The sequence below is a fragment of the Subtercola boreus genome (assembly GCF_003399635.1).
In the GTDB taxonomy this organism is placed as follows: Bacteria; Actinomycetota; Actinomycetes; order Actinomycetales; family Microbacteriaceae; genus Subtercola; species Subtercola boreus_B.
Genome location: NZ_NBXB01000029.1, coordinates 248366 through 269885, shown reverse-complemented (window position 1 = coordinate 269885; position 21520 = coordinate 248366). Strand labels below are relative to the sequence as shown.

At 67.7% G+C, this 21520-nt stretch carries 18 protein-coding genes and 1 tRNA gene; 13 read left to right on the top strand and 6 right to left on the bottom strand.

What is annotated here, in order from left to right; translation table 11 throughout:
• Positions 1-18 precede the first annotated feature (18 nt).
• From B7R22_RS11185 to B7R22_RS11170, 4 genes are all read left to right on the top strand, one after another.
• Positions 19-90: transfer RNA gene (locus tag B7R22_RS11185), tRNA-Gln, on the top strand.
• A 42-nt stretch (positions 91-132) separates the two neighbouring features.
• Positions 133-1641, top strand: a complete 1509-nt coding sequence (gene glmU / locus B7R22_RS11180) for a bifunctional UDP-N-acetylglucosamine diphosphorylase/glucosamine-1-phosphate N-acetyltransferase GlmU (RefSeq protein ID WP_116411803.1) — start codon at positions 133-135, stop codon at positions 1639-1641.
• On the top strand, positions 1642-2619 hold the full coding sequence (locus B7R22_RS11175; protein ID WP_116411802.1) for a ribose-phosphate diphosphokinase: 978 nt from the start codon (positions 1642-1644) through the stop codon (positions 2617-2619). It begins immediately after the preceding gene.
• A gap of 75 nt (positions 2620-2694) precedes the next feature.
• Positions 2695-2964, top strand: coding sequence for a mycoredoxin (locus B7R22_RS11170; protein WP_116411801.1), 270 nt, complete (start codon positions 2695-2697; stop codon positions 2962-2964).
• Between the two features lie 3 nt (positions 2965-2967).
• On the opposite strand, the gene B7R22_RS11165 is transcribed toward B7R22_RS11170, so the two are convergent.
• From B7R22_RS11165 to gndA, 3 genes are all read right to left on the bottom strand, one after another.
• The gene (locus B7R22_RS11165; protein ID WP_253259022.1) at positions 2968-3360 is read right to left on the bottom strand and encodes a hypothetical protein; all 393 of its coding nucleotides are present in this window, start codon (positions 3358-3360) and stop codon (positions 2968-2970) included.
• Entirely contained in the window at positions 3357-4226 is an 870-nt protein-coding gene (locus B7R22_RS11160) for an SDR family NAD(P)-dependent oxidoreductase (protein ID WP_116411799.1), read from the bottom strand. The genes B7R22_RS11165 and B7R22_RS11160 overlap by 4 nt, the downstream gene beginning before the upstream one ends.
• 144 nt (positions 4227-4370) lie before the next feature.
• A complete protein-coding gene (gene gndA, locus B7R22_RS11155) occupies positions 4371-5828 on the bottom strand; it encodes an NADP-dependent phosphogluconate dehydrogenase (protein ID WP_116411798.1) in 1458 nt (485 codons plus the stop codon).
• 156 nt (positions 5829-5984) lie between these two features.
• Here gndA and guaD point away from each other — a divergent pair, with 156 nt between their 5' ends.
• The 5 genes from guaD (at position 5985) to mfd (ending at position 13764) form a co-directional block, all read left to right on the top strand.
• On the top strand, positions 5985-7382 hold the full coding sequence (gene guaD / locus B7R22_RS11150; RefSeq protein WP_116411797.1) for a guanine deaminase: 1398 nt from the start codon (positions 5985-5987) through the stop codon (positions 7380-7382).
• Positions 7383-7384: 2 nt separating this feature from the next.
• Positions 7385-8356 (top strand): antibiotic biosynthesis monooxygenase, encoded by a 972-nt coding sequence (locus tag B7R22_RS11145; protein WP_216363437.1) that lies wholly within the window; start codon positions 7385-7387, stop codon positions 8354-8356.
• Positions 8357-8548: 192 nt separating this feature from the next.
• Positions 8549-9154 carry a 50S ribosomal protein L25/general stress protein Ctc gene (locus B7R22_RS11140; RefSeq protein WP_116411796.1) on the top strand — a complete coding sequence of 202 codons (606 nt, stop codon included), beginning with the start codon at positions 8549-8551 and terminating at the stop codon, positions 9152-9154.
• Positions 9155-9250: 96 nt separating this feature from the next.
• Positions 9251-9844 carry an aminoacyl-tRNA hydrolase gene (gene pth / locus B7R22_RS11135; RefSeq protein ID WP_116411795.1) on the top strand — a complete coding sequence of 198 codons (594 nt, stop codon included), beginning with the start codon at positions 9251-9253 and terminating at the stop codon, positions 9842-9844.
• Between the two features lie 158 nt (positions 9845-10002).
• On the top strand, positions 10003-13764 hold the full coding sequence (gene mfd / locus B7R22_RS11130; protein ID WP_116411794.1) for a transcription-repair coupling factor: 3762 nt from the start codon (positions 10003-10005) through the stop codon (positions 13762-13764).
• Positions 13765-14077: 313 nt separating this feature from the next.
• Here mfd and B7R22_RS11125 read toward each other — a convergent pair whose 3' ends face one another.
• Together B7R22_RS11125 and nhaA are read right to left on the bottom strand one after the other, a co-directional pair.
• Complete coding sequence (locus tag B7R22_RS11125) at positions 14078-14959, bottom strand: EamA family transporter (protein WP_437184147.1); 882 nt, start codon at positions 14957-14959, stop codon at positions 14078-14080.
• A 24-nt stretch (positions 14960-14983) separates the two neighbouring features.
• A complete protein-coding gene (nhaA, locus tag B7R22_RS11120) occupies positions 14984-16297 on the bottom strand; it encodes a Na+/H+ antiporter NhaA (RefSeq protein WP_116411793.1) in 1314 nt (437 codons plus the stop codon).
• A 124-nt stretch (positions 16298-16421) separates the two neighbouring features.
• Between nhaA and B7R22_RS11115 the strand changes: the two genes are divergently transcribed.
• Entirely contained in the window at positions 16422-17117 is a 696-nt protein-coding gene (locus tag B7R22_RS11115; RefSeq protein ID WP_253259021.1) for a MazG family protein, read from the top strand.
• Here B7R22_RS11115 and B7R22_RS11110 read toward each other — a convergent pair.
• On the bottom strand, positions 17092-18372 hold the full coding sequence (locus B7R22_RS11110) for an acyltransferase family protein (RefSeq protein WP_116411875.1): 1281 nt from the start codon (positions 18370-18372) through the stop codon (positions 17092-17094). The genes B7R22_RS11115 and B7R22_RS11110 overlap by 26 nt on opposite strands.
• A gap of 97 nt (positions 18373-18469) precedes the next feature.
• On the opposite strand from B7R22_RS11110, the gene hisS reads away from it, so the two are divergent.
• From hisS to B7R22_RS11095, 3 genes are all read left to right on the top strand, one after another.
• Positions 18470-19744 (top strand): histidine--tRNA ligase, encoded by a 1275-nt coding sequence (gene hisS, locus B7R22_RS11105; protein WP_116411792.1) that lies wholly within the window; start codon positions 18470-18472, stop codon positions 19742-19744.
• 45 nt (positions 19745-19789) lie between these two features.
• On the top strand, positions 19790-20227 hold the full coding sequence (locus B7R22_RS11100; RefSeq protein ID WP_116411791.1) for a MarR family winged helix-turn-helix transcriptional regulator: 438 nt from the start codon (positions 19790-19792) through the stop codon (positions 20225-20227).
• 79 nt (positions 20228-20306) lie between these two features.
• Complete coding sequence (locus B7R22_RS11095) at positions 20307-21512, top strand: MFS transporter (protein ID WP_253259034.1); 1206 nt, start codon at positions 20307-20309, stop codon at positions 21510-21512.
• Positions 21513-21520: the final 8 nt, after the last annotated feature.

The following is a 21520-nucleotide window of genomic DNA, read 5'->3' as shown; positions in this document are numbered from 1 at the left end:
GGCGTCAGTCTCGGGCATTCCGCCTTGGTGTAACGGCAGCACGACAGCCTTTGGAGCTGTTAGGACTAGGTTCGAATCCTGGAGGCGGAGCGCCCGGCGCGGAGCCTTCAACGCCAGGAACGAAAGAGGACAATGACCGACTCACGACTCGCGATCATCATCCTCGCCGCAGGCCAGGGAACGCGTATGCGGTCGGAGACGCCGAAGCTCCTGCACCACCTCGCGGGCATCCCCATCGTCAGCCACGTGCTGGCCACGGCCCGCGAGCTCGACGCGGCCTATACGGTGGCCGTGGTGCGCCACGAACGCGACCTGCTCGTCGATGTCATCACCGAACAGCTTCCCGACGGCCTCGTCGTCGACCAGGACGAGACGCCCGGCACCGGCCGCGCTGTCGAGCAGGCGGTGGATGCCCTCCCCGCCGACTTCGACGGAGACGTGCTGGTGATGAACGGCGACACCCCGATGCTCGACGTGCAGACGCTTGCCGGGCTCGTCGACGAGCACCGCCGCTCGCGCGCCGCTGCGACCCTGCTCTCCGCCTACCTGCCCGATCCGTCGGGTTACGGCCGGATCGTCCGTCATACCGACGACGATGACTCCCGTGCCGACGGCAGCGCGGGCCGGGTGGACCGCATCGTCGAGCACCGCGATGCCACCGACAGCGAGCTCGCCATCGCCGAGATCAACGCGGGCGTCTACATGTTCGGCGCCAGCGAGCTCCGCGACCTGCTGCCGCAGCTCAGCACGCACAATGCGCAAGGCGAGAAGTACCTCACCGACGTGATCGAGTTGCTCCGACGTGCCGGGTCCGAGGTGACCGCGCTGCCCGTCGCCGACTCCTGGCTCGTGGCCGGCATCAACGACCGCGCGCAACTCAGCGAAGCGGCCGCCAAGATGAATGCCCTGATCATCCGGGGCTGGCAGCTGGCCGGTGTGACGGTACAGGATCCCCTGACCACCTGGATCGACCTCAAGGCCACACTGGAACCCGACGTGACGGTGCTGCCCGGAACGCAGATCCGCGGCGCCACCGTCATCGCCCGCGGGGCCGTCGTCGGGCCCGACACGACGCTCGTCGACTGCGAGATCGGGCAGGGTGCGATCGTGAAGCGAACGGATGCCGAACTCGCCGTCATCGGAGCGGGCGCCACTGTCGGCCCCTTCTCCTACCTGCGGCCGAACACCGTCCTGGGTGCCGGCGGCAAGATCGGTACCTTCGTCGAGACGAAGAACGCACGAATCGGCGCGGGCAGCAAGGTGCCGCATCTCTCCTACGTCGGTGATGCGCACATCGGCGAGAAGTCGAACATCGGTGCGGCCACGATCTTCGCGAACTACGACGGCATCGTCAAGAACCACACGGAGGTCGGTTCCCACGTGCGCACCGGGTCGCACAACGTGTTCGTCGCCCCCGTTACAATTGGGGACGGAGCGTACAGCGGAGCCGGAACAGTGGTGCGAAAGAACGTTCCGCCCGGGTCGCTGGCCATGAATGTCGCACCGCAGCGGAACCTCGAAGGCTGGGTCGCCTCGCACCGCGAGGGATCGGCCGCCGACCTGGCTGCGAAGCGTGCAGAATCAGCGACAGCCGACAATTCAACAACAGCGGAGCCCGTCGCTCCGGATTCAGGAGAATAAGTGTCCGAGATCACGTCCAAGGGTGAAAAGCACCTCGTTCTCGCATCGGGGAGGGCGCATCCTGAGCTCGCAGAGGCCATCGCGGCCGAGCTCGACACCGGACTGATCAGCACCACCGCACACACGTTCGCCAACGGTGAGCTCTATGTGCGCTTCAACGGCAGCGTGCGCGGCAGCGACGTGTTCGTCATCCAGTCGCACTCGACTCCGATAAACGAATGGTTGATGGAACAGCTGGTGATGGTCGACGCCCTGAAGCGCGCCTCGGCCAAGCGCATCACCGTGGTCGCCCCGTTCTACCCCTACGCCCGCCAGGACAAGAAGCACCGTGGCCGCGAGCCGATCTCGGCACGCCTGGTCGCCGACCTCTTCAAGGCCGCCGGCGCCGACCGCATCATGTCGGTCGACCTGCACGCGCCTCAGATCCAGGGCTTCTTCGACGGTCCCGTCGACCACCTGTTCGCAATGCCGGTGCTGATGGAACACGTTCGTAAGACCTTCGATCTCGACCAGCTCACGGTCGTCTCGCCCGACATGGGGCGCGTACGTGTGGCCGACGTGTGGAGCGACAAGCTCGGCACGCCGCTGGCGATCATCCACAAACGCCGTGACCCGCTGGTGCCGAACCACGTTTCCGTCCACGAGATCGTGGGCGATGTGAGCGGTCGCTGGTGCCTGCTGGTCGATGACCTGATCGACACCGGCCGAACGATCGTCGCGGCCTCCGAGGCCCTGAAGAACGCCGGTGCGAAGGGTGTCATCGTGGCAGCCACGCATGCGGTGTTCTCCGACCCGGCCTACGAGATCCTGCAGTCGGACTTCATCGACTCCGTGGTCGTGACCGACACCCTGCCGATCCCAAAGGAGAAGCGGTTCCCGTCGCTCACCGTGCTGCCGATCGCACCGCTGCTCGCGCGGGCGATCCACGAGGTGTTCGACGACGGATCTGTCACCTCGATGTTCGACGGCGACGCGTGAACTGCTGCGCGTGAACTGCTGCGCGTGAACTGCTGCGCGTGAAATAAACCTCGCAGGCGGCAGGTTGAAGAGACCATGACAACTACAACCGACTTTCTTCCTGCCGCAGAGACCATCACGATGTTCAGCACCTCGTGGTGCGGCTACTGCAACCGTCTCAAGAAGCAGCTCGACAAAGACGGCATCGGCTACACCGAGGTCAACATCGAGGAGGTCGAGGGCACAGCCGAGCTGGTGGAGGCCCTGAACGGCGGCAACCAGACGGTTCCGACCGTGTTGTTTCCCGATGGATCCAGCGCCACCAACCCGTCGGTCATCGAAGTGAAGAACCGTCTGGGCCTCTGATCCCTAGGGGTTCAGCGAGTCCTGCGGGCTGAGCTGCCGCAATTCGGCCCGCGTCGGGTACGAAGGGATCAGGCCCAAGGCTGCAACCGGCTTGCGATCGCCGCCGTAGGCACCCACCGAGTAGCAGACCCATCCCGCGCCGACGGCGCTGAAGAGTTCGAACCGCACGGTAGAACCGGTGGCGCTCGGCACGCGGTAGGTGACGTTGGCTGCGCAGGCCGCGCCTGCGGTCGCCTTCGCCAGGCTGTAGGTCGTGAGGATGCCCGGCAACACGAGGGCGACGATGCCGAGCACAACGACGGCGCGCATCACGTGGAGCCGCCTGGCGCTCCGGAGCGGCCTGTCGCCGTGCGGTTCGTAGCCGGCGAGTTCGGGTTCGTCGTCGTAGTCGGTCACGCGATCCATCCTGCCGTCGCTGCGGTGACGGTGGCGCCGTCGAGATCCCGGAGCTTCAGTCCAACGAAGCCGGTCGCGCTGTCGGAGGTCTGCACCCGGAACGGCGGGTGCTCGTCGAGCAACACGCCCACGATGACGTCGGCGACACCCTGGGGCCTCTGGGCGGCATCGAAGGCGCCCCTGGTGCGCTCGATGTAGTGCTCGAACGGCTCCCGGTACGCGCCCGCGTCGCCCAGCAGGTTCTGGATGCTCGGCCCGACGCTCGCCACGAACTCGGTGGCCACAGCACCCGGCTCGACCACGGTGACGCGCACCCCGACAGCCGCTCCCACCGGATGGAGGCTCTCCATCATGCCTTCGACAGCGAACTTCGCCGCGCAGTAGCTCTCGTTGAACGGCTGGCCGACGATGCCGCCCACGCTCGTGACGGTGACGAGGCTGCCGCCGGATGCCCGGAGGTGCGGCATTGCGGGCTTCGTGACGTTCAGCACGCCGAAGTAGTTGACCTCCATCACGCGGCGCGCCTCGTCGAGGGAGTCGAGCTCCAGCGTGCCCACGTGGCCGGCCCCGGCGTTGTTCACCACGGCGTCGAGACGCCCGTGGGTTGCCGCGATGTCGTCGATCAGTGCGGCGGCGGCCTGCGGGTCGGTGATGTCGAGCATCCGCACCTCGACCTGCGAGGCGACCCCCGCGACCTCAGCGGCCGCGACCAGTTCGGCGTCGCTGCCGCTGCGGCGAACCGTGGCGACCACGTGCCAGCCGGCCAGGGCGGCGGAGACGGCGGTCGCCAGCCCGATCCCGGTGGACGTGCCGGTGACCAGAACGGCGGGGCGGGCGGAGGTGGGGCGGGGGGACTCAGGGGCCATGCACAAATTATCCGCCCATCCACCGCCGACCGGGGCCTGGCGGGGCAGGATCTGCCATCGGTCGTACAACAATTCAGGTACAGGGGGTCGCCGTCGAGCATCCGGAGCCGGCCGCCCCCCGTACCTGAATTGTGCGTCGCGGTGCTAGTGCGAGCTGCCCTCGGTCTCGACCTCGGTGCGGTCGCCCGACCAGAGGGTGTGGAACGTGCCCTCCTTGTCGACGCGCTTGTAGGTGTGCGCGCCGAAGAAGTCGCGCTGCGCCTGCACGAGGGAGGCGGGCAGACGCTTCGACGCGAGCGAGTCGTAGTAGCTGAGCGCCGAGCTGAAACCGGGAACCGGGATGCCCGACAGTGCTGCGGTCGACACGATCCGGCGCCACGCGGCTTCACCATTGGCAACGGCCGAGGCGAAGTACGGGTCTGCCAGCAGCGTCTTCAGGCCCGGGTTCTTGTCGTACGCCTCGACGATACGGTTCAGGAACTGGGCGCGGATGATGCAGCCACCCCGCCAGATCTTTGCGATGTTGCCCTTGTTGATGTCCCAGCCGTACTTTTCGGCCCCGGCAATGATGGCGTCGAAACCCTGCGCGTACGCGACGACCTTCGAGGCGTAGAGTGCGGCGTTGACATCGTCGCTGAACGAGTCGCCGACCGACACGGGGGAGGGGCGCGACGTGATGACGGCCTGGGCGGCGTCCCGCTGCTCGGGATGCGATGACACGGCGCGCGCGAAGACGGCCTCGGCGATGCCGCCCACGGGCACGCCCAGGCCGAGCGCGTTCTGTACGGTCCAGACGCCGGTGCCCTTCGACCCGGCCTGGTCGAGCACGACGTCGACGAACGGCTTGCCGGTCGAGGCGTCGACCTGCTTGAGCACCTCGGCCGTGATCTCGATGAGGTAGGACTCGAGGTCGCCCGAGTTCCACTCGGTGAAGACGTCGGCCGCGGCACGCGGTGTCAGCCCACCGATCTTCGTGAGGAGGTCGTAGGACTCGGCGATCAGCTGCATGTCGGCGTACTCGATGCCGTTGTGGATCATCTTGACGAAGTGGCCGGCGCCGCCCGTGCCCACGTGGGTCACGCAGGGCTCGCCCTCGGCGATGGCGGCGATCGACGTCAGGATGGGGCCGAGGGTCTTCCACGACTCATCCGACCCGCCGGGCATGATCGACGGGCCCTTCAGCGCGCCCTCCTCGCCGCCCGAGATGCCGGTGCCGACGAAGTGGATGCCCTTGGCCGTCACGGCCTCCTCGCGGCGGATCGTGTCGGTGAACAGAGCGTTGCCGCCGTCGACGATGATGTCGCCCTCTTCGAAGAGGTCGGCGAGCTGAGAGATGACAGCGTCAGTGCCCTTGCCTGCCTGCACCATGATGATGGCCGTGCGGGGTTTCGTGAGGGAGGCCACGAAGTCCTCGATCTTCTCGCTGGCGACGAAGCCGGCCTCAGGATGCTCGTCGGTGAGCAGGTTCGTGCGCTCGACCGAACGGTTGTACACAGCGACGGTGTTGCCCTCGCGGCTCGCAAGGTTGCGTGCCAGGTTCGAGCCCATCACGGCAAGCCCGACAACGCCGATGTTCGCTGTCGCTTCGCTTGTTTCAGCCATCATTCTCCTCCAGGTAAGTACCGGTTCCAGAGTAGTGCTTTGTCGCCGCACAGCCCTGTGGGGGATGCCTACCCCCCTATGTGGTCAATTGCCCCCAGTCGGGGGTTCGTGGGTAGTACGCTCACATCGAGCACCCCCTAGGAGAGGCGACACATCGTGAGCATCACTGGCATCCGAGGCACATTCTTCGACTTCGTCGACGACCCGTGGAAGCACGTCGGCGACGAGGAGGCCTCGGCCCGGTTCCACTCCGACGGCCTGCTGGTCGTCGAAGACGGCATCATCATCGCCTTTGGGGCATACGGCGAGATCATCAACGAGTTCGCTGACATCGATGTGACCCACATCGAGCACCGCATCATCACGCCGGGCTTCATCGACGGCCACATCCACTTTCCCCAGACCCGGGTGCTCGGCGCCTTCGGCGAGCAGCTGCTGCCGTGGCTGCAGAAGTGGGTGTTCCCGGAAGAGGCGCGTTACGCCGACCGCGCCTACGCCACAGACGGCGCCGTGCGGTTCTTCGACAACCTGCTCGCCTCGGGCACCACCACGGTGCAGGCGTTCACGTCGAGCGCACCCGTCTGCACAGAGGAGCTCTTCGAGGAGGCGTCGAGGCGAAACATGCGGGTCATCGCGGGCCTGACGGGCATCGACACGAACGCACCCGACTACTTCGTCGACACCGCCGACAACTTCTACGCCGACAGCAAGACGCTGATCGAGAAGTACCACAACGTCGGCCGCAACCTCTACGCGATCACGCCGCGGTTCGCGTTCGGCGCGAGCCCCGAGCTGCTCGAGCGCTGCGCACAGCTGAAGTCCGAGCATCCGGACACCTGGGTGCACACCCACATCTCCGAGAACCCTGCGGAGGTGCGCGGAGTCAGCGAGGCTCACGAGGGCGCAGAGGACTACCTCGCCGTCTACGAGAAGTACAACCTCGTCGGCCCGAAGTTCACCGGCGGCCACGCCGTCTGGCTCTCGAACTCGGAGTACAAGCGCCTGCACGAGGCCGAGGCCTCCGTGACGTTCTGCCCGAACTCGAACCTCTTCCTCGGCAGTGGCATGTTCCGCCTCGGCAAGGCGACCGACCCCGACCAGCGCGTCCGGATGACGTTCGGCACCGACATGGGCGGCGGAAACCGGTTCAGCATGCTGAGCGTGCTCGACGGTGCGTACAAGGTCGGGATGATCAACAACACCCTGCTCGACGGCAGCGTCGACCCTTCGCTGAAGGACAGCGCCGAGGCCGAGCGCAACAAGCTCAGCGCCTACCGCGCCTTCTGGTCGATCACGCTCGGCGGGGCCGAAGGCCTCTACATCGACGACCGGGTCGGCAGTTTCGAGATCGGCAAGGAGGCGGACTTCGTCGCCCTCGACTGGACGCAGGGCCCTCCCGGCGCCGACTGGCACTCCTCGCTCATCGCCGACGGTGGCGACCCGGTGACGATGGATGACGCAGCGAACATGCTCTTCGGCATCATGATCGTCGGCGATGAACGTGCCGTCGACGAGACCTGGGTCTACGGCTCGCGCGCCTACAAGAAGGGCTGAGCGTGGCGACGACGGTGGGCACCACCACTCAGGGGCCCGCGGTCTCGCTGATCATCCAGCGCCGTGTGCTGCCGGGCAGCGACGACGCCTACCGGGCCTGGCAGCGAAAGCTCGGCAACGTGCTCGCGACATGGCCCGGTTTTCTCGGTCGCGATGTCATCGAGCCGTCGCCTCCGTCGCAGACCGACTGGGTGCTCGTGCAGCGCTTCGTGAACGTCGAGGCGGCCCGGAGCTGGCTGCAGAGTTCCGAGCGGGCGGCCCTGTTCGATGAGATCAAGGGGCATTTCGTCGGCCAGGAGGAGATCCACCTCGTCACCGAGGACGAACGGAAGACTCCGGATGCGGCATCCATCATCGTCACCAGCCGTGTCGAGCCGGCCGACGAAGCGGCGTTCCTCAGCTGGCAGCGAAAGATCTCGGCGGCCGAGGCGAACTTCCCCGGCTTCCAGGGGCACAAGATCGAACGCCCCACCCCCGGTGTGCAGGAGGACTGGACGGTCATCTTGAGCTTCGACACCGACGAGCACCTCGCGGCCTGGACGGATTCGCCGCAGCGCCGGAAGCTGCTGGCCGAGGGCGAGGCCTACGCCTCGGACACGCGGGTCTCGAAGGCGAAATACGGGTTCACCTTCTGGAACACCGACCGGCCCAGCCGCCTGATGATCTTCAAGGACAACCTGCTCGTTCTGCTGGTGCTCTACCCGATCGTGTTCCTGTTCGGCTACCTCATCGGCTCACCGTTCCTGAGTGGGGTGCCGTTCTGGTTGAGCCTGTTCATCGGCAACATCGTGAGCACGCAGCTTCTCGGTTGGCTGGTGGCGCCGTGGATCTTCCGTGTGTTCGCGTGGTGGCACACGCCCGGCATCGGAACGCGCCGGGAGGTGCTGGGGTACGTCGTGCTCGCCGTGCTCTACGCGGCATCCATGGCACTGGATGCCCTCCTGATCGCTCTCGGCCCGCTGGGCGGTGCGTAGTCTCGCACCGTGGGGCCGTTCCGTGTAGACTTTCAAGCTGAACTTCGGCGAGGGATGCTCTGCATCCGTGATCGACGCGGTGGATGAGGCTTCTGGTCTTTCCTCACGCTGATGCGTTCGAGTTGAACACACCCCACAACCCTCTCATTCGAGACTTATTGCATGTGCCTGCGGGCCCATGAGGAGAACACCATGGCTGACGACAACAAGATCATCGCGGAGACCCGCACTTCATTCGGCAAGGGTGCTGCGCGCAAGCTCCGCGCCGCTGGCAAGATCCCCGCCGTGATCTACGGCCACGGCGCCGAACCCCAGCACGTCAGCCTGCCCGGCCACGAGGTCTTCCTGCTCATCCGTAAGTCCAACGCTCTCATCGAGCTCGACATCGAAGGCGCCACGCAGCTCGCGCTGGTCAAGGATGTACAGAAGGACCCGGTGCGCCAGATCATCGAGCACCTCGACCTCATCGTCGTGCGCGCCGGTGAGCGCGTGCAGGTCGAAGTGACCGTGCAGGTCGAAGGCGAGCCCGTCTCCGGTGCAACCGCAGACCTCGACACGTTCACGCTGCTGCTCGAGGTGCTCGCCACGAACATCCCGACCCGTGTCACGGTCAACATCGAGGGCGCCGAGGCCGGCACCCAGGTTCTCGCCAAGGACATCGAACTGCCCGAGGGCGCTGTTCTCGTCGGAGACGAAGACCAGCTCATCGTCGCCGTCTCCATCCCCGAGGAGCAGGACCTGGGCGACAGCCTGTCGGCTGGCGACGCGTCGACGTCAGACGCTCCGACGCCTGCCTAGTCTTTTCGTTCCTGTCATGTGTGCCGCGGCGGCCTTGTTCGCCGCGGCACACGTGTTTCACCGCTTGCGTCTCCTCACGAAAGGTTCGGTGCGGCCATGGCTGCTGACGACCAGTGGCTCGTCGTCGGGCTCGGCAATCCCGGTCCGGAGTACGCCGGCAACCGGCACAACGTGGGCCAGATGGTGCTCGACGACCTCGCTGCCCGATTCCGGGGCACCTTCAAGGCGCACAGGGCCAACGCCCGGGTCGCCGAGGGGCGGCTCGTTCCGGGCGGTACCCGGTTCGTGCTCGGCAAGCCGAACAGCTACATGAACAACTCGGGCGGGCCGGTGGCCGGGCTGCTCTCGTACTACTCGATCGATCCGTCGCACCTCATCGTGGTGCACGACGAACTCGACATCCCCTTCGACACCCTGCGCCTGAAGTTCGGCGGTGGTCACGGCGGGCACAACGGTATCCGCGACATCATCGCCGCGTCGGGAACGCCCGACTTCGCCCGCGTGCGGGTCGGCATCGGACGCCCGCCCGGCCGGCAGAGCGCGGCCGACTTCGTGCTGCGCGACTTCGGTTCGGTGGAGCGGCAGACCCTGCCCAACCTGCTGGCGGATGCTGCGGACGCCGTCGAGCTCATCGCCGCAGACGGCCTCACGGCGGCACAGCAGCGCTTCCACGCGCCGCCGCCCGCCTAGCCCCGCCCGGCCCCTTGCCGCGCCGCCGTGTTGCGCGCAATTCAGGTGGAGCGCGTGGGCGCGTCGGAATACGGCACGGCGGGCCGCCTCTCCTGAATTGCGCACGCATGGAGCGCAAGCCGGGGGCAGTGTCAGGGGGGAGCCGTAGAATTGGGGGCGTGATCCTTCAGGGCTTGATTCCGGCGCTCTCGCGCGCCTCCACGTTCGACCGCGCCCTGGCGGAGGCTGGTCGCGATGCTGACTTCTCGCTCACCGACGGGCTCCGGGCGCCGCTTCTCGCGGGGCTGCTGGCGCAGCGCGCCGAGCGCCGGTTGCCGCAGGTGCTGTTCGTCGTGACCGCCACTGGCCGCGACTCGGAGAGCCTCCGCGCGAGCCTCGAGTGCCTTGCCCCCGGCGCCGAAATCCTCGAGTTCCCGGCCTGGGAGACGCTGCCGCACGAACGGCTGAGCCCGAGCGCCGAGATCGTGGGCAAGCGGATCGCCGCACTCCGCCGCCTCGATGAGTGGACTGCCGAGACGGCCGCCGCCGATGCCGCTGGTGTTCCCGCCGTCGCTGCCGACGTGATCGGCGGTACGGGCACCGCCGCATCCGGAGCCGCTGGAAAGGGCGCGAAGGCCGCCGCCAAGAAGGCCGCAGCGATCGCCGACAGCGGCCCGAAGCGCCCGCGGCCGCTCATCGTGGTCGCGTCGGTGCGGGCCGCACTCCAGCCGCTCGCCGACAACCTCACCGAGCATGAGCCGGTGAGGCTCGTCACGGGCGGCCGAGGGTACGACCTCGCGCGCCTCGTCGGCGAACTCGTCGAACTCGCCTACTCGCGGGTCGACATGGTGACCCGGCGCGGCGAGTTCGCCGTGCGCGGTGGCATCCTCGACATCTTCCCCGCCGTCTCGGAGCACCCCGTGCGGGTCGACTTCTTCGGCGACGAGATCGAGACGATCCGGGGCTTCTCGGTGGCCGACCAGCGCTCGCTCGAGAACCAGTTCGACCACGTCGAACTGCCGCCGAGCAGGGAGCTGCTGCTCAGCGAATCGGTGAAGCAGCGGGCGCGGGAGATGCAGCACGAGTTCCCCAGCCTGTCGGGGCTGCTCGAGAAGATCGGCCAGGGCATCCCGGTCGAGGGCATGGAGTCACTGGCGCCCGCACTTCTCGATCGGCTCGTCACCGTCACCCACTACCTGCCGGCCGGAGCGGCGATCGCCGTCATCGCACCCGAAAGAGTGGCCAGCAGGGCTGTCAGCCTCACAGAGACGAACCGGGAGTTCCTCTCGGCCGCGTGGAATGCCGCCACCGCGGGGGCAGAGGCTCCGATCGACCTGGCGTCGGGCGAGTTCATCACGCTGAACGACCTGCGGGACGCCGCCGGCATCCACCGCCCGTGGTGGACTCTCAGCACGTTCGACAGCGGAACGGCATCCGTCGACGAACATCTGGAAGCGATCGTCGGCACCGATGTGCACTACGTGCGCATCCAGGCCGACGCTGTGCCGAGCTTCCAGGGCAACGTCGAGGGTGCGCTCGAGCACGTGGCGAGCCGGATGCACGACGGCTGGAGTGTCGCGGTCGTCGCGGCGGGCAACGGTCTCGTCGAGCGCGCGGCCGATGTCCTGGCAGAGCGCGAGCTGGCCGCACGGGTCGTCGAACAGTACCCCGCCGATCCGGAGCCCGGCATCGCCTACCTCGTGAAGGCCACCGTCGAGAGCGGTTTCGAGCTGCCCGAGATCAAGCTGGCCCTGATCAGCGAGAACGAGTTCTACGGCCGGAGCGCCGGCTACGACGCCCGCCAGGTCAAGAAGCTGGCGACCCGCCGCAAGAACGTCGTCGACCCCTTGCAGCTGAAGACCGGCGACACCGTCGTGCACCAGACCCACGGCATCGGCAAGTTCCTCGAGCTCGTGCAGCGCGAGGTGTCGAGCGGTGGGCGCAACCCGGTGAAGAGCACCCGCGAGTACCTGCTGATCGAGTACGCGCCGTCGAAGCGCGGGTACCCCGGCGACAAACTGTACGTTCCCACCGACCAGCTCGACCTGCTGACCCGGTACGTCGGGGGAGAGGCGCCCGCCCTGTCGAAGATGGGTGGCAGCGACTGGTCGGCGGCGAAGACCAAGGCCCGCAAGGCCGTTCGCGACATCGCGGTCGAGCTTGTGAAGCTCTACTCGGCGCGCATGGCGTCGAAGGGATACGCGTTCGGGCCCGATACGCCGTGGCAGCGGGAGCTCGAGGAGGCGTTCCCCTTCGCGGAGACGCCCGACCAGCTCACCACGATCGACGAGGTCAAGGCCGACATGGAGCGGCCGATCCCGATGGACCGCCTGCTCGCCGGCGACGTCGGCTTCGGCAAGACCGAGGTCGCGGTGCGCGCCGCGTTCAAGGCCATCCAGGAGGGCAAGCAGGTCGCGATGCTGGTGCCGACGACACTTCTCGTCCGCCAGCATCTCGAAACGTTCACCGAACGTTTCGCCGGATTCCCGGTTCACACTCGGGCCCTCTCGCGGTTCCAGACCGACAAGGAGGCCCGCGAGACCATCAAGGGTCTCGAAGACGGCACCATCGACATGGTGATCGGCACCCACCGCATCCTGGCCGAGGCGATGACGTTCAAAGACCTGGGGCTTGTGATCATCGACGAGGAGCAGCGCTTCGGTGTCGAACACAAAGACAAGCTGAAGAAGCTGAAGACGAACGTCGACATTCTGTCGATGAGTGCCACGCCGATCCCGCGCACCCTCGAGATGGCGGTGACGGGCATCCGCGAGATGTCGACGCTCGCGACGCCGCCCGAAGACCGGCACCCGATCCTCACCTACGTCGGGCCGAATTCCGACCGGCAGATCGCTGCGGCCATCCACCGCGAGATGCTCCGCGAGGGGCAGGTGTTCTTCGTGCACAACCGGGTCTCGTCGATCAACCGGGTCGCGTCGCACATCGCCGAGCTGGTTCCGGATGCTCGCATCGCTGTTGCTCACGGGCAGCTGCCCGAGCACCTGCTCGAACAAGTGATCGTCGACTTCTGGGAGCGCAAGTTCGATGTTCTCGTCTCGACGACGATCATCGAGACCGGACTCGACATTCCGAACGCCAATACCCTCATCATCGACCGTGCCGACAAGTACGGCCTGTCACAGCTGCACCAGTTGCGCGGCCGTGTCGGGCGGGGTCGCGAACGCGCGTACGCGTACTTCCTGTACGACGAGCTGAAGCCGCTCTCGGAGACCGCACACGACCGGCTCTCGACGATCGCCGCCAACAACGAGCTCGGTTCGGGGATGCAGGTCGCGCTGAAAGACCTCGAGATCCGTGGCGCCGGCAACCTGCTCGGCGGCGAGCAGTCCGGCCACATCGCAGGCGTCGGGTTCGACCTCTACCTCCGCATGATCGGGGAAGCCGTCTCGACCTTCCGCGGTGATGTGGCGGAGGGCCAGACCGAGCTGCGGCTCGAGCTGCCGGTGGATGCGCACATCCCCGAGGACTACGTCGACAGCGAGCGGTTGCGGCTCGAGGCCTACCAGAAGCTGTCGACGGCGTCATCGCCCTCCGCGGCCGACGGCCAGATCGATCAGGTTCTCGAGGAGCTGACCGACCGCTACGGCGAACCGCCCGAGCAGGTCACCAACCTGATCACGGTGTCGAAGCTGCGGCGGCTCGCCCAGCGCACCGGGCTCAGCGAGGTCGTGGCGATGGGGTCGAACCTGCGGGTGGCCCCGGCCGCGCTGGCCGACTCGGTGCAGGCGCGGCTCCGCCGGATGTACCCCACGGCGAAGTACATGGGTGCGGCGGCGGCGCTGTCTGTTCCGATGCCGGTCGTGAACGGGCATCCGCTGCCCGACGCGGAGCTCATCGCGTGGGTCGAGTCGCTGCTCGGCGCGATCTTCCCGGCGCCTGCCCCCGTCTCGGCCGCGGCGGCGCCCGCGCCCGCCGAGTAGCGCCGCGCGCCAGACCGGCACGCGGGGCGTCACGCTTGTTCACGAATGGGCGGCCGTGAGCAGATCCGACGCGAAGAGGGCGGCGGTCTGGGGCAGGGCCGCCGGTTCCGCGATGGCGGAGCGGGCGGAGGCGCCGTGCTGGGCCCGCTTGTGCCTGCGTGGCGACGCGCCCGCCGGGCGGCAGCCCGTCCGCCGTCTACGGAATGCGGAGCGACGAGTCTCCCCGATATGCGCGGGGGTTTTGTCGAGGACATTCCGAGGCGAGGCGAGGCGAGGCGAGGCGTGGGGCGCCGTGGCGCGGCGACAGGGGGCGTCAGGCGAGCGGCTCGACGGGGATCGGCGTGGCACGCCGCTGGGCCGCGGAGCGCACCGCGCCGACGCTCGCCGCGATGACCAGCGCGATCGCTGCCGCCTCGACCCACGTCAGCGACTGCCCGAGGATCACGAGGCCGGCCAGCGCGGCGATGGCCGGCGCGAGGCTCATCAGGATGGAGAAGGTCGCCTCCGGGATGCGCCGGAGCGCGAGCAGCTCGAACGCATAAGGAATCGTCGACGAGAGGAGCGCAACCGCCAGCCCGAGCAGCAGTACACGTGGCTCGAAGAGGGCGGATCCGGTCGTCAGCAGTCCGAACGGCAGAGACATGACGGCCCCCACGACCATGGCGATCGCGATGCCGTCGAGCTTCGGGAAACGCGCGCCGGTGCGTGCTGAGAGCAGGATGTAGGCCGCCCAGAACACTCCGGTTCCCGCGGCAAAGGCGACGCCGACCGGGTCGAGATCGCCTGCACCGCCCTGGCTGAGCAACGCGACGCCCGCGAAGGCCAGCACAGCCCAGAGCCAGGCGGACGCGCGACGACTCACCACAACCGACAGCACCAGGGGGCCCAGAACCTCGATGGTGACGGTCGTCCCGAGCGGCAACCTGTCGAGTGCCGTGTAGAACATCATGTTCATGCCGCCCACCGTGAGGCCGAAGGCGACCACGATCATCCAGTCACTGCGGCTGTAGCCGGCGAGGCGCGGGCGGAAGACGGCCATCAGCACCAGCGCCGAGAAGACGAGCCGGAGCGTCACCATGCCGAGCGCCCCGACGGTCGGGAACAGCATGATCGCGAACGAGGCGCCGACCTCCTGGCAGAGCAGCCCCGCCACGACGAGCCCGACCGGCCCGAGTGTGCCGGCTCGCGAGCTCAGGGCGGTGGATGTCACGCCCTCACGCTACCGGTCGGCCGCGCCCTCGGCGTTCTGGGCCTTCGCATAGTGGCGGTTGCGGGGCCGCAGCACGGCGATCGCGAGGAGCGCCGCAAGCACAGAGGCCACCAGGATCGCCACCTTTGCGTCGTCGTCGTGCACACTGCCGAGGCCGAAACTGAGTTCCGCTACGAGGAGAGACACAGTGAACCCGATTCCGCCGAGAAGGGCGACGCCGGTGAGGTCGATCCAGCGGATGCTCGGATCGAGTTCCGCTCGGGTCGCCCGGGTGGTCACCCACGTGGTGAGGAGGATGCCGATGGGTTTGCCGAGCACGAGGGCCGCAATGACGCCGATCGTCACCGGGCTCGACAGCGCGGTGGTGAAGCCGTCGATACCGCCGATGGTGACGCCCGCTGCGAAGAACGCGAAGACGGGCACGGCGAAGCCGGTGGAGATCGGGCGGAAGCGGTGCTCGAAGATCTCCGACAGCCCGGGGCCTGCATCCGGCCCTCCGCTGGCCTTGCTGCGAATCACCGGGATGGCGAAACCGAGCAGCACGCCGGCCACCGTGGCGTGGATGCCCGAGGCGTGGATGAGGGCCCAGACAGTCAGCGCGATGGGCAGCAGGATCAGCCAGGCCGCCGCCTGGTGCTGGCCGAAGAACCGGCGGAACCGCTGCGCGAGCACGGTGTACAGCGCCAGCGGCAGCAGCGCCAGCAGGAGCGGTACGAACTGGATCTCGCTGGTGTAGACGAAGGCGATGATCGCGATGGCGATGAGGTCGTCGACCACCGCGAGGGTGAGGAGGAAGATGCGGAGCGCGCTCGGCAGGCGTGAGCCGACGATGGCGAGCACGGCCACAGCGAAGGCGATGTCGGTCGCGGTCGGGATCGCCCAGCCGTTGAGAGCTTCGGGGTCGGCGAGGTTGATCGCCAGATAGATGAGGGCAGGTACGACCACGCCGCCGATCGCAGCGGAGACCGGCACGATGGCCTTGCTGAATTTGCGGAGTTCGCCCGCGACGAACTCCCGCTTCAGCTCGAGGCCGACCAGGAAGAAGAAGATCGCGAGCAGACCGTCCGACGACCACTGGCCGAGGCTCAGATGCAGGTGCAGAGCCTCCGGCCCGATCTGGAAGTCGCGGAGCGCGTAGTAACTGTCGGCGAAGGGAGTGTTGGCCCAGATGACGGCGATCGCCGCCGCGATCACGAGGATCACCCCGCCGACGGTCTCCTTGCGGAGGATCTCGCCGAGGCGGGACGACTCGGCCGATCGGTCTTCGGCGAACAGGCCGGGAGTGCGGCCGGGAGTGCTGCCGGGCGGTGTGGGCTGGGTCATGGTGCCTCTCGGGAGGGTCGAAGAAGATACTGCCGACCAGACTTCCCGGCTCACCGGTTACAGTCTAACGAAAGAGTTCAGACGGTCGGCGTACCCCGCGCCGGCCCCCGGACGTGAGGCTCCCGTGACAGACCAGATCCCCTCGAAGCTCGACGAACTGATCGCCGTGACCGCGCGGCTGCGGGCGCCGGGTGGATGCCCGTGGGACGCCGAGCAGACTCACGAGTCGCTCGTGCAGTACCTCGTCGAGGAGTCGCACGAACTGGTCGAGGCGATCGAGGTGGGCACCCGCGACGACCTGCTCGAGGAGCTCGGCGACGTGCTCTACCAGGTGGTCTTCCACGCCGACCTTGCCGCGCACACCCCGGGTGAGGAGTTCGACATCCAGGATGTCGCAGCCCACATGACGGCGAAGATGGTCGGGCGGCATCCGCATGTCTTCGGCGACCGCGTCGCGCACACGGCCGACGATGTCGTGAACATGTGGGACGACCTCAAGGCGGTCGAGAAGCCGGGCCGTACGAGCGTGCTCGAGGGGATTCCCCAGGGCATGCCCTCACTCGCGCTTGCCGACAAGGTGATCGGCAAGGCCCAGAAGATTGGCCTGCTCGACGCGGATGCGCCAGCGGGCATCCCGTTCGAAGGCGAAGACGAGCTCGGCTCGCTGCTGCTGGCCGTGGTCGCCTCGGCGAAGGCGCTAGGCCTCGACGCTGAGCGGGCACTGCGGTCGACGCTCCGCGGGTTGCAGGCCGAGATCCGCGAGGCGGAGGGTCAGGACGCGGCTGACGCCGGCATCATCGCGCTGCCGTCTGTGGATTGAGCTGACCGGGCCACCGCCCGAGCAGCAGCACCGCGAACGCGTAGAACACCGCGCCCAGTATCGCGAACGGCAGGTCGAGGAAGAACTCCATCACGCAGAACGCCGGCACGAACGTGAGCACGGCGGCCAGCGCGACGATCCGCGCGGGCGGAGTCGGACCAACCTCGCGCGGTTTCTCGAACCGCCCGACGAGGAACGACAGCCCGAACAGGGCGGCCATCACGATCACAAAGAACAGGGGCCGGCTCCACCACCACGACGGGCTCGCCGGCGCGGGCGACGCCCCGGGAATCAGCAGCGCGATCCCGGAGAGCATGATGATGACCGGCAGGTGCCACAGGTAGATCGTCATCAGCCGCGACCCCACCACGAACACGAAGGCCCGCGCCGCGTGCGTGTTCATGAGCGCCGCCAGCAGCGGTCGGAACAGCCTCAGGATGCACGCCTGCCCGAGCGCGAGCGCGACCAGGGGCAGCGTGGGCGGGTTCAGGTTCGTGAGCATGTCGTTGCTGTACGGACCCCAGCCGGTGAGCGGGAAGAGCGTGGCGTAGGCGCCGGCGGCGAGCAGCACCAGCTGCCACCAGGCACGGCGGTCGAACCATCCGTCGGCGTACCAGAAGCCGAGCTGCTGAACCAGCAGCCAGACGAAGAAGAGGTTGAGGAGCCCGATAGCGTCGATGCCGCTGGAGTACCGGAGGGCATCCACCACCACCGCACCGGCGAGCAGCACGACCAGCGTCAGGCGGGGCGAACGCGCATGCCAGCGAGCCATCGTCGGCACCAGCGCCTGGCAGAGCCCGTAGGCGGCGAGGAACCAGAGCGGCGAACCCGCCCCGACGACGACGGTGTCGAGAAGGGTCGGGTCGATGCCGATGAGCCGCGCGCCTCCGATGACGACCACGTAGAAGAGGAACAGGGGGAGTGCGGGCTGGGCGAGGCGCAGCACCCGCGTGCGTACGAAATCGGAGGCCGTGCGGCCCCGACGCCTCGAACTCCGCCACGCGGTGAGGCTGGCGAACCCTCCGACGACGAAGAACAGGGGCATGATCTGGCCGATCCAGGTCACCGGGGCGAACCACCACTGCTGTTCGAGCGGGCGGGAGACGACGAGTTGTCCGCCGCTGGCGAACCCCACCCCGACCATGAGCAGGTGGATGATCACCACGAGCAGCACGCAGAACACCCGTGCGATGTCGAGGGTCAGGTCGCGTTTGGAGAGGTCGATCGACGACGTCGTCAGGCTGACGGAGCTCATCGAACCACCATAGAGGTTCTGAGCTTTGATCAGCCGCATCGACGCCGGCAGCGGAGACCCGGCGCGCCCGCATCCGCGCGACTGGCAGAATTGGGGCATGGCACAGGCAATCACCCCGCCCCGCGGTATGCGCGACTTCCTCCCGGCAGAGAAGGCGACCAGGGAGCGCGCGCTCGGCATCATCCGCCGCTCCTACACTGCCCATGGGTTCGACGAGATCGAGACGCCCGTGATGGAGGACATCGAGCGCCTGCACTCCGGCCTCGGCGGCGACAACGAGAAACTGAGCTTCAGCGTGATGAAGCGCGCGCTCACCACGACCGACCTCCAGGAGGCTGTCGAGTTCGAGGCGCCCGAGTTCCTCGCCGACCTGGGCCTGCGCTTCGACCTGACCGTTCCGCTCGCCCGGTTCTACGCCAGTCACCGTGGTGAACTGCCGAGCGTGTTCCGGTCCATCCAGATCGCGCCGGTCTGGCGTGCCGAGCGCCCGCAGAAGGGGCGCTACCGCCAGTTCGTGCAGTGCGACATCGACATCATCGGCGAGCCGGGCCAGCTTGCCGAGGCCGAGATCATCACGGCGACGCTCGCCACGCTCGACGAGCTGGGGCTCGAGGGCTGCACGATCCGCATCAACGACCGCCGCCTGCTCACGGCGATGCTCGACGTCTTCGGATTCGCTCCCGCCGAACATCCACAGGTGTTGATCACCGTCGACAAACTCGACAAGGTCGGCCAGGACGGCGTGGTCGCCGAGCTGCGGGAGCGCGCCGTGACCCCGGCTGCTGTCGATGCGCTCGATGCGTTCTTCCACCGCATCACGACGAAGGAGTTCAATCCGTTCGGCGTGCGCGCGATCACGAAGGTCCTGCCTGCCGGGGTCGACCCTGAACTCATCGCCGAACTGGCGGCGCTCGCCGAGGTTGTCGACAAGGCGCATCTGCAGTTCGACCCGTTCCTTGTGCGCGGCATGGGCTACTACACAGGCACGATCTTCGAGATCGCTCACCCCGACTTCCCGTTCTCTCTCGGCGGCGGGGGCCGTTACGACGGCATGATCGGCCGGTTCCTCGGCACGGATGTCGCCGCCTGCGGGTTCTCGATCGGGTTCGAGCGCATCGTCGACCTGCTCGAGGCGTCGGTTGTCGGAGCTCCGGATGCCCTGCTGCTCCTGCACGAGGCATCCGCGACACCGGCCCAGCTGGTCGGGTTGAAGACGCAGCTGATCGCCTCGGGAACCCGCGTGCGGCTCGAACGGCGCACGAAGAACACCAAGGCGCAGCTCGAGCGCGCCGCGGCGGCCGGCTTCACCTCGTTCGCGTTCGTCGGGCCCGACACCCACGCCGAGGCCGACCTCGAGGTCAAGGCGATCTGAAGTGAGCGTTTGATCTACATATAGTTCGGCTATACAATTAGGTACGTGAACAGCGAACTTTCCGAACTTCTGGGCGACCTCGTATCCGTCACCCACCGTCTCACCCGTCTTGCGGCCCAGGCCACGGGAGACTCCACCTCGCCGGCGGCCTGGCGGACGCTCAGCGTGCTGACCTCCTCCGGCCCCCTGCGCCTCGGCGAACTGGCCGTCGCCAACAGGGTCAGCCAGCCCACCATGACGAAGATCGTCGCCAACCTCAACGAGCTCGAGTGGATCAAGCGGATCGCTGATTCCTCCGACGCCCGTGCCTGGCAGATCGCCATCGCCCCGAAGGGGCAGAACGCGCTGAACGACTGGCGCTACCGGCTGGGCCTCGCGCTCGAGCCCCTCTTCTCCGACCTGACCGTGCGGGAACTCGGGGTGCTCTCAGAGGCCACCGACCTGATCGGCGACCGCATCGACGTGCAGGAGCAGGCGGCCTGAGGTGACGACCACGAAGAACGTCCCGTCCACCCAGCACACTGCCGGCCACGGCCACGGCCACAGCGGCGGTGGGGCATCCATCCTGCACCAGCCGAAAGCCGTCTGGGCCGTCGCCTTCGCGAGCGTCATCGCATTCATGGGCATCGGCCTGGTCGACCCGATCCTGCCGGCCATCGCCGAGGCGCTCCAGGCGAGCCCGACGCAGACCTCGCTTCTCTTCACGAGCTACCTGGTCATCACCGGCCTCGCGATGCTCATCACGAGCTTCGTGTCGAGCCGCATCGGTGCCAAGAAGACCCTCCTCATCGGCCTCGCGCTGATCGTGGTGTTCGCAGCCCTCGCCGGTTCGGCGGGCAGCGTCGAAGCCGTCATCGGCTTCCGCGGCGGTTGGGGCCTCGGCAACGCGTTCTTCATCTCGACAGCGCTCGCGACGATCGTCGGTGCGGCCAGCGGGGGCGCATCCAGTGCGATCGTTCTCTACGAAGCCGCCCTCGGCCTCGGTATCGCGATCGGACCCCTCCTCGGCGGGCTGCTCGGCTCGATCAGCTGGCGCGGACCGTTCTTCGGAACCGCTGTGCTCATGGCCGTCGGCTTCGTCGCGATCGTGGTGCTGCTGAAGAAGGACGAGAAGGCCGACCGGGAGCCGACCCGGCTGAGTGCGCCGCTTCGCGCCTTGGCCAATCCGAGCATCCGCCTGCTCGCCTTCACCGCGCTGTTCTACAACATGGGCTTCTTCACCCTGCTCGCCTATACGCCCTTCCCGCTCGGCCTGAACGCGATCGGCCTCGGCTTCACGTTCTTCGGCTGGGGGATCGGGGTCGCGGTGACGTCGGTGTTCGTCGCGCCTCTCCTGACCCGGCGGATGAAGCGCACCACCGCCATGACTGGTGCGTTGGTGCTCTTGGCGCTCGACCTCGTCGCGGGCGGTCTGCTCATCTCGTCCACAGTCGGCCTCATCGTCTGCATCGTCGTCGGCGGCCTGATGCTCGGAATCATCAACACGGTTCTCACCGAATCCGTGATGATGGCGACCGACCTGCCGCGCACCGTCGCGTCGTCGGCATACTCCGCGGTGCGGTTTCTCGGCGGCGCCATCGCCCCGCCCGCCGCTGCTGCACTGGCTGTGGCCGTCAGCCCCGGGTTCCCGATGTATGCAGCCGCCGGCTCTGTCATCGTGGCGGCACTGTTCGTGGTGATCGGCCGGAAGACCCTCCGCCGGGTCGACGCCGGCGGCGAGGAGTCCGAGTTCGAGGAGGCGCAGGCGCTGAGCGTCGGCGAGGAGTAGATCGGTAG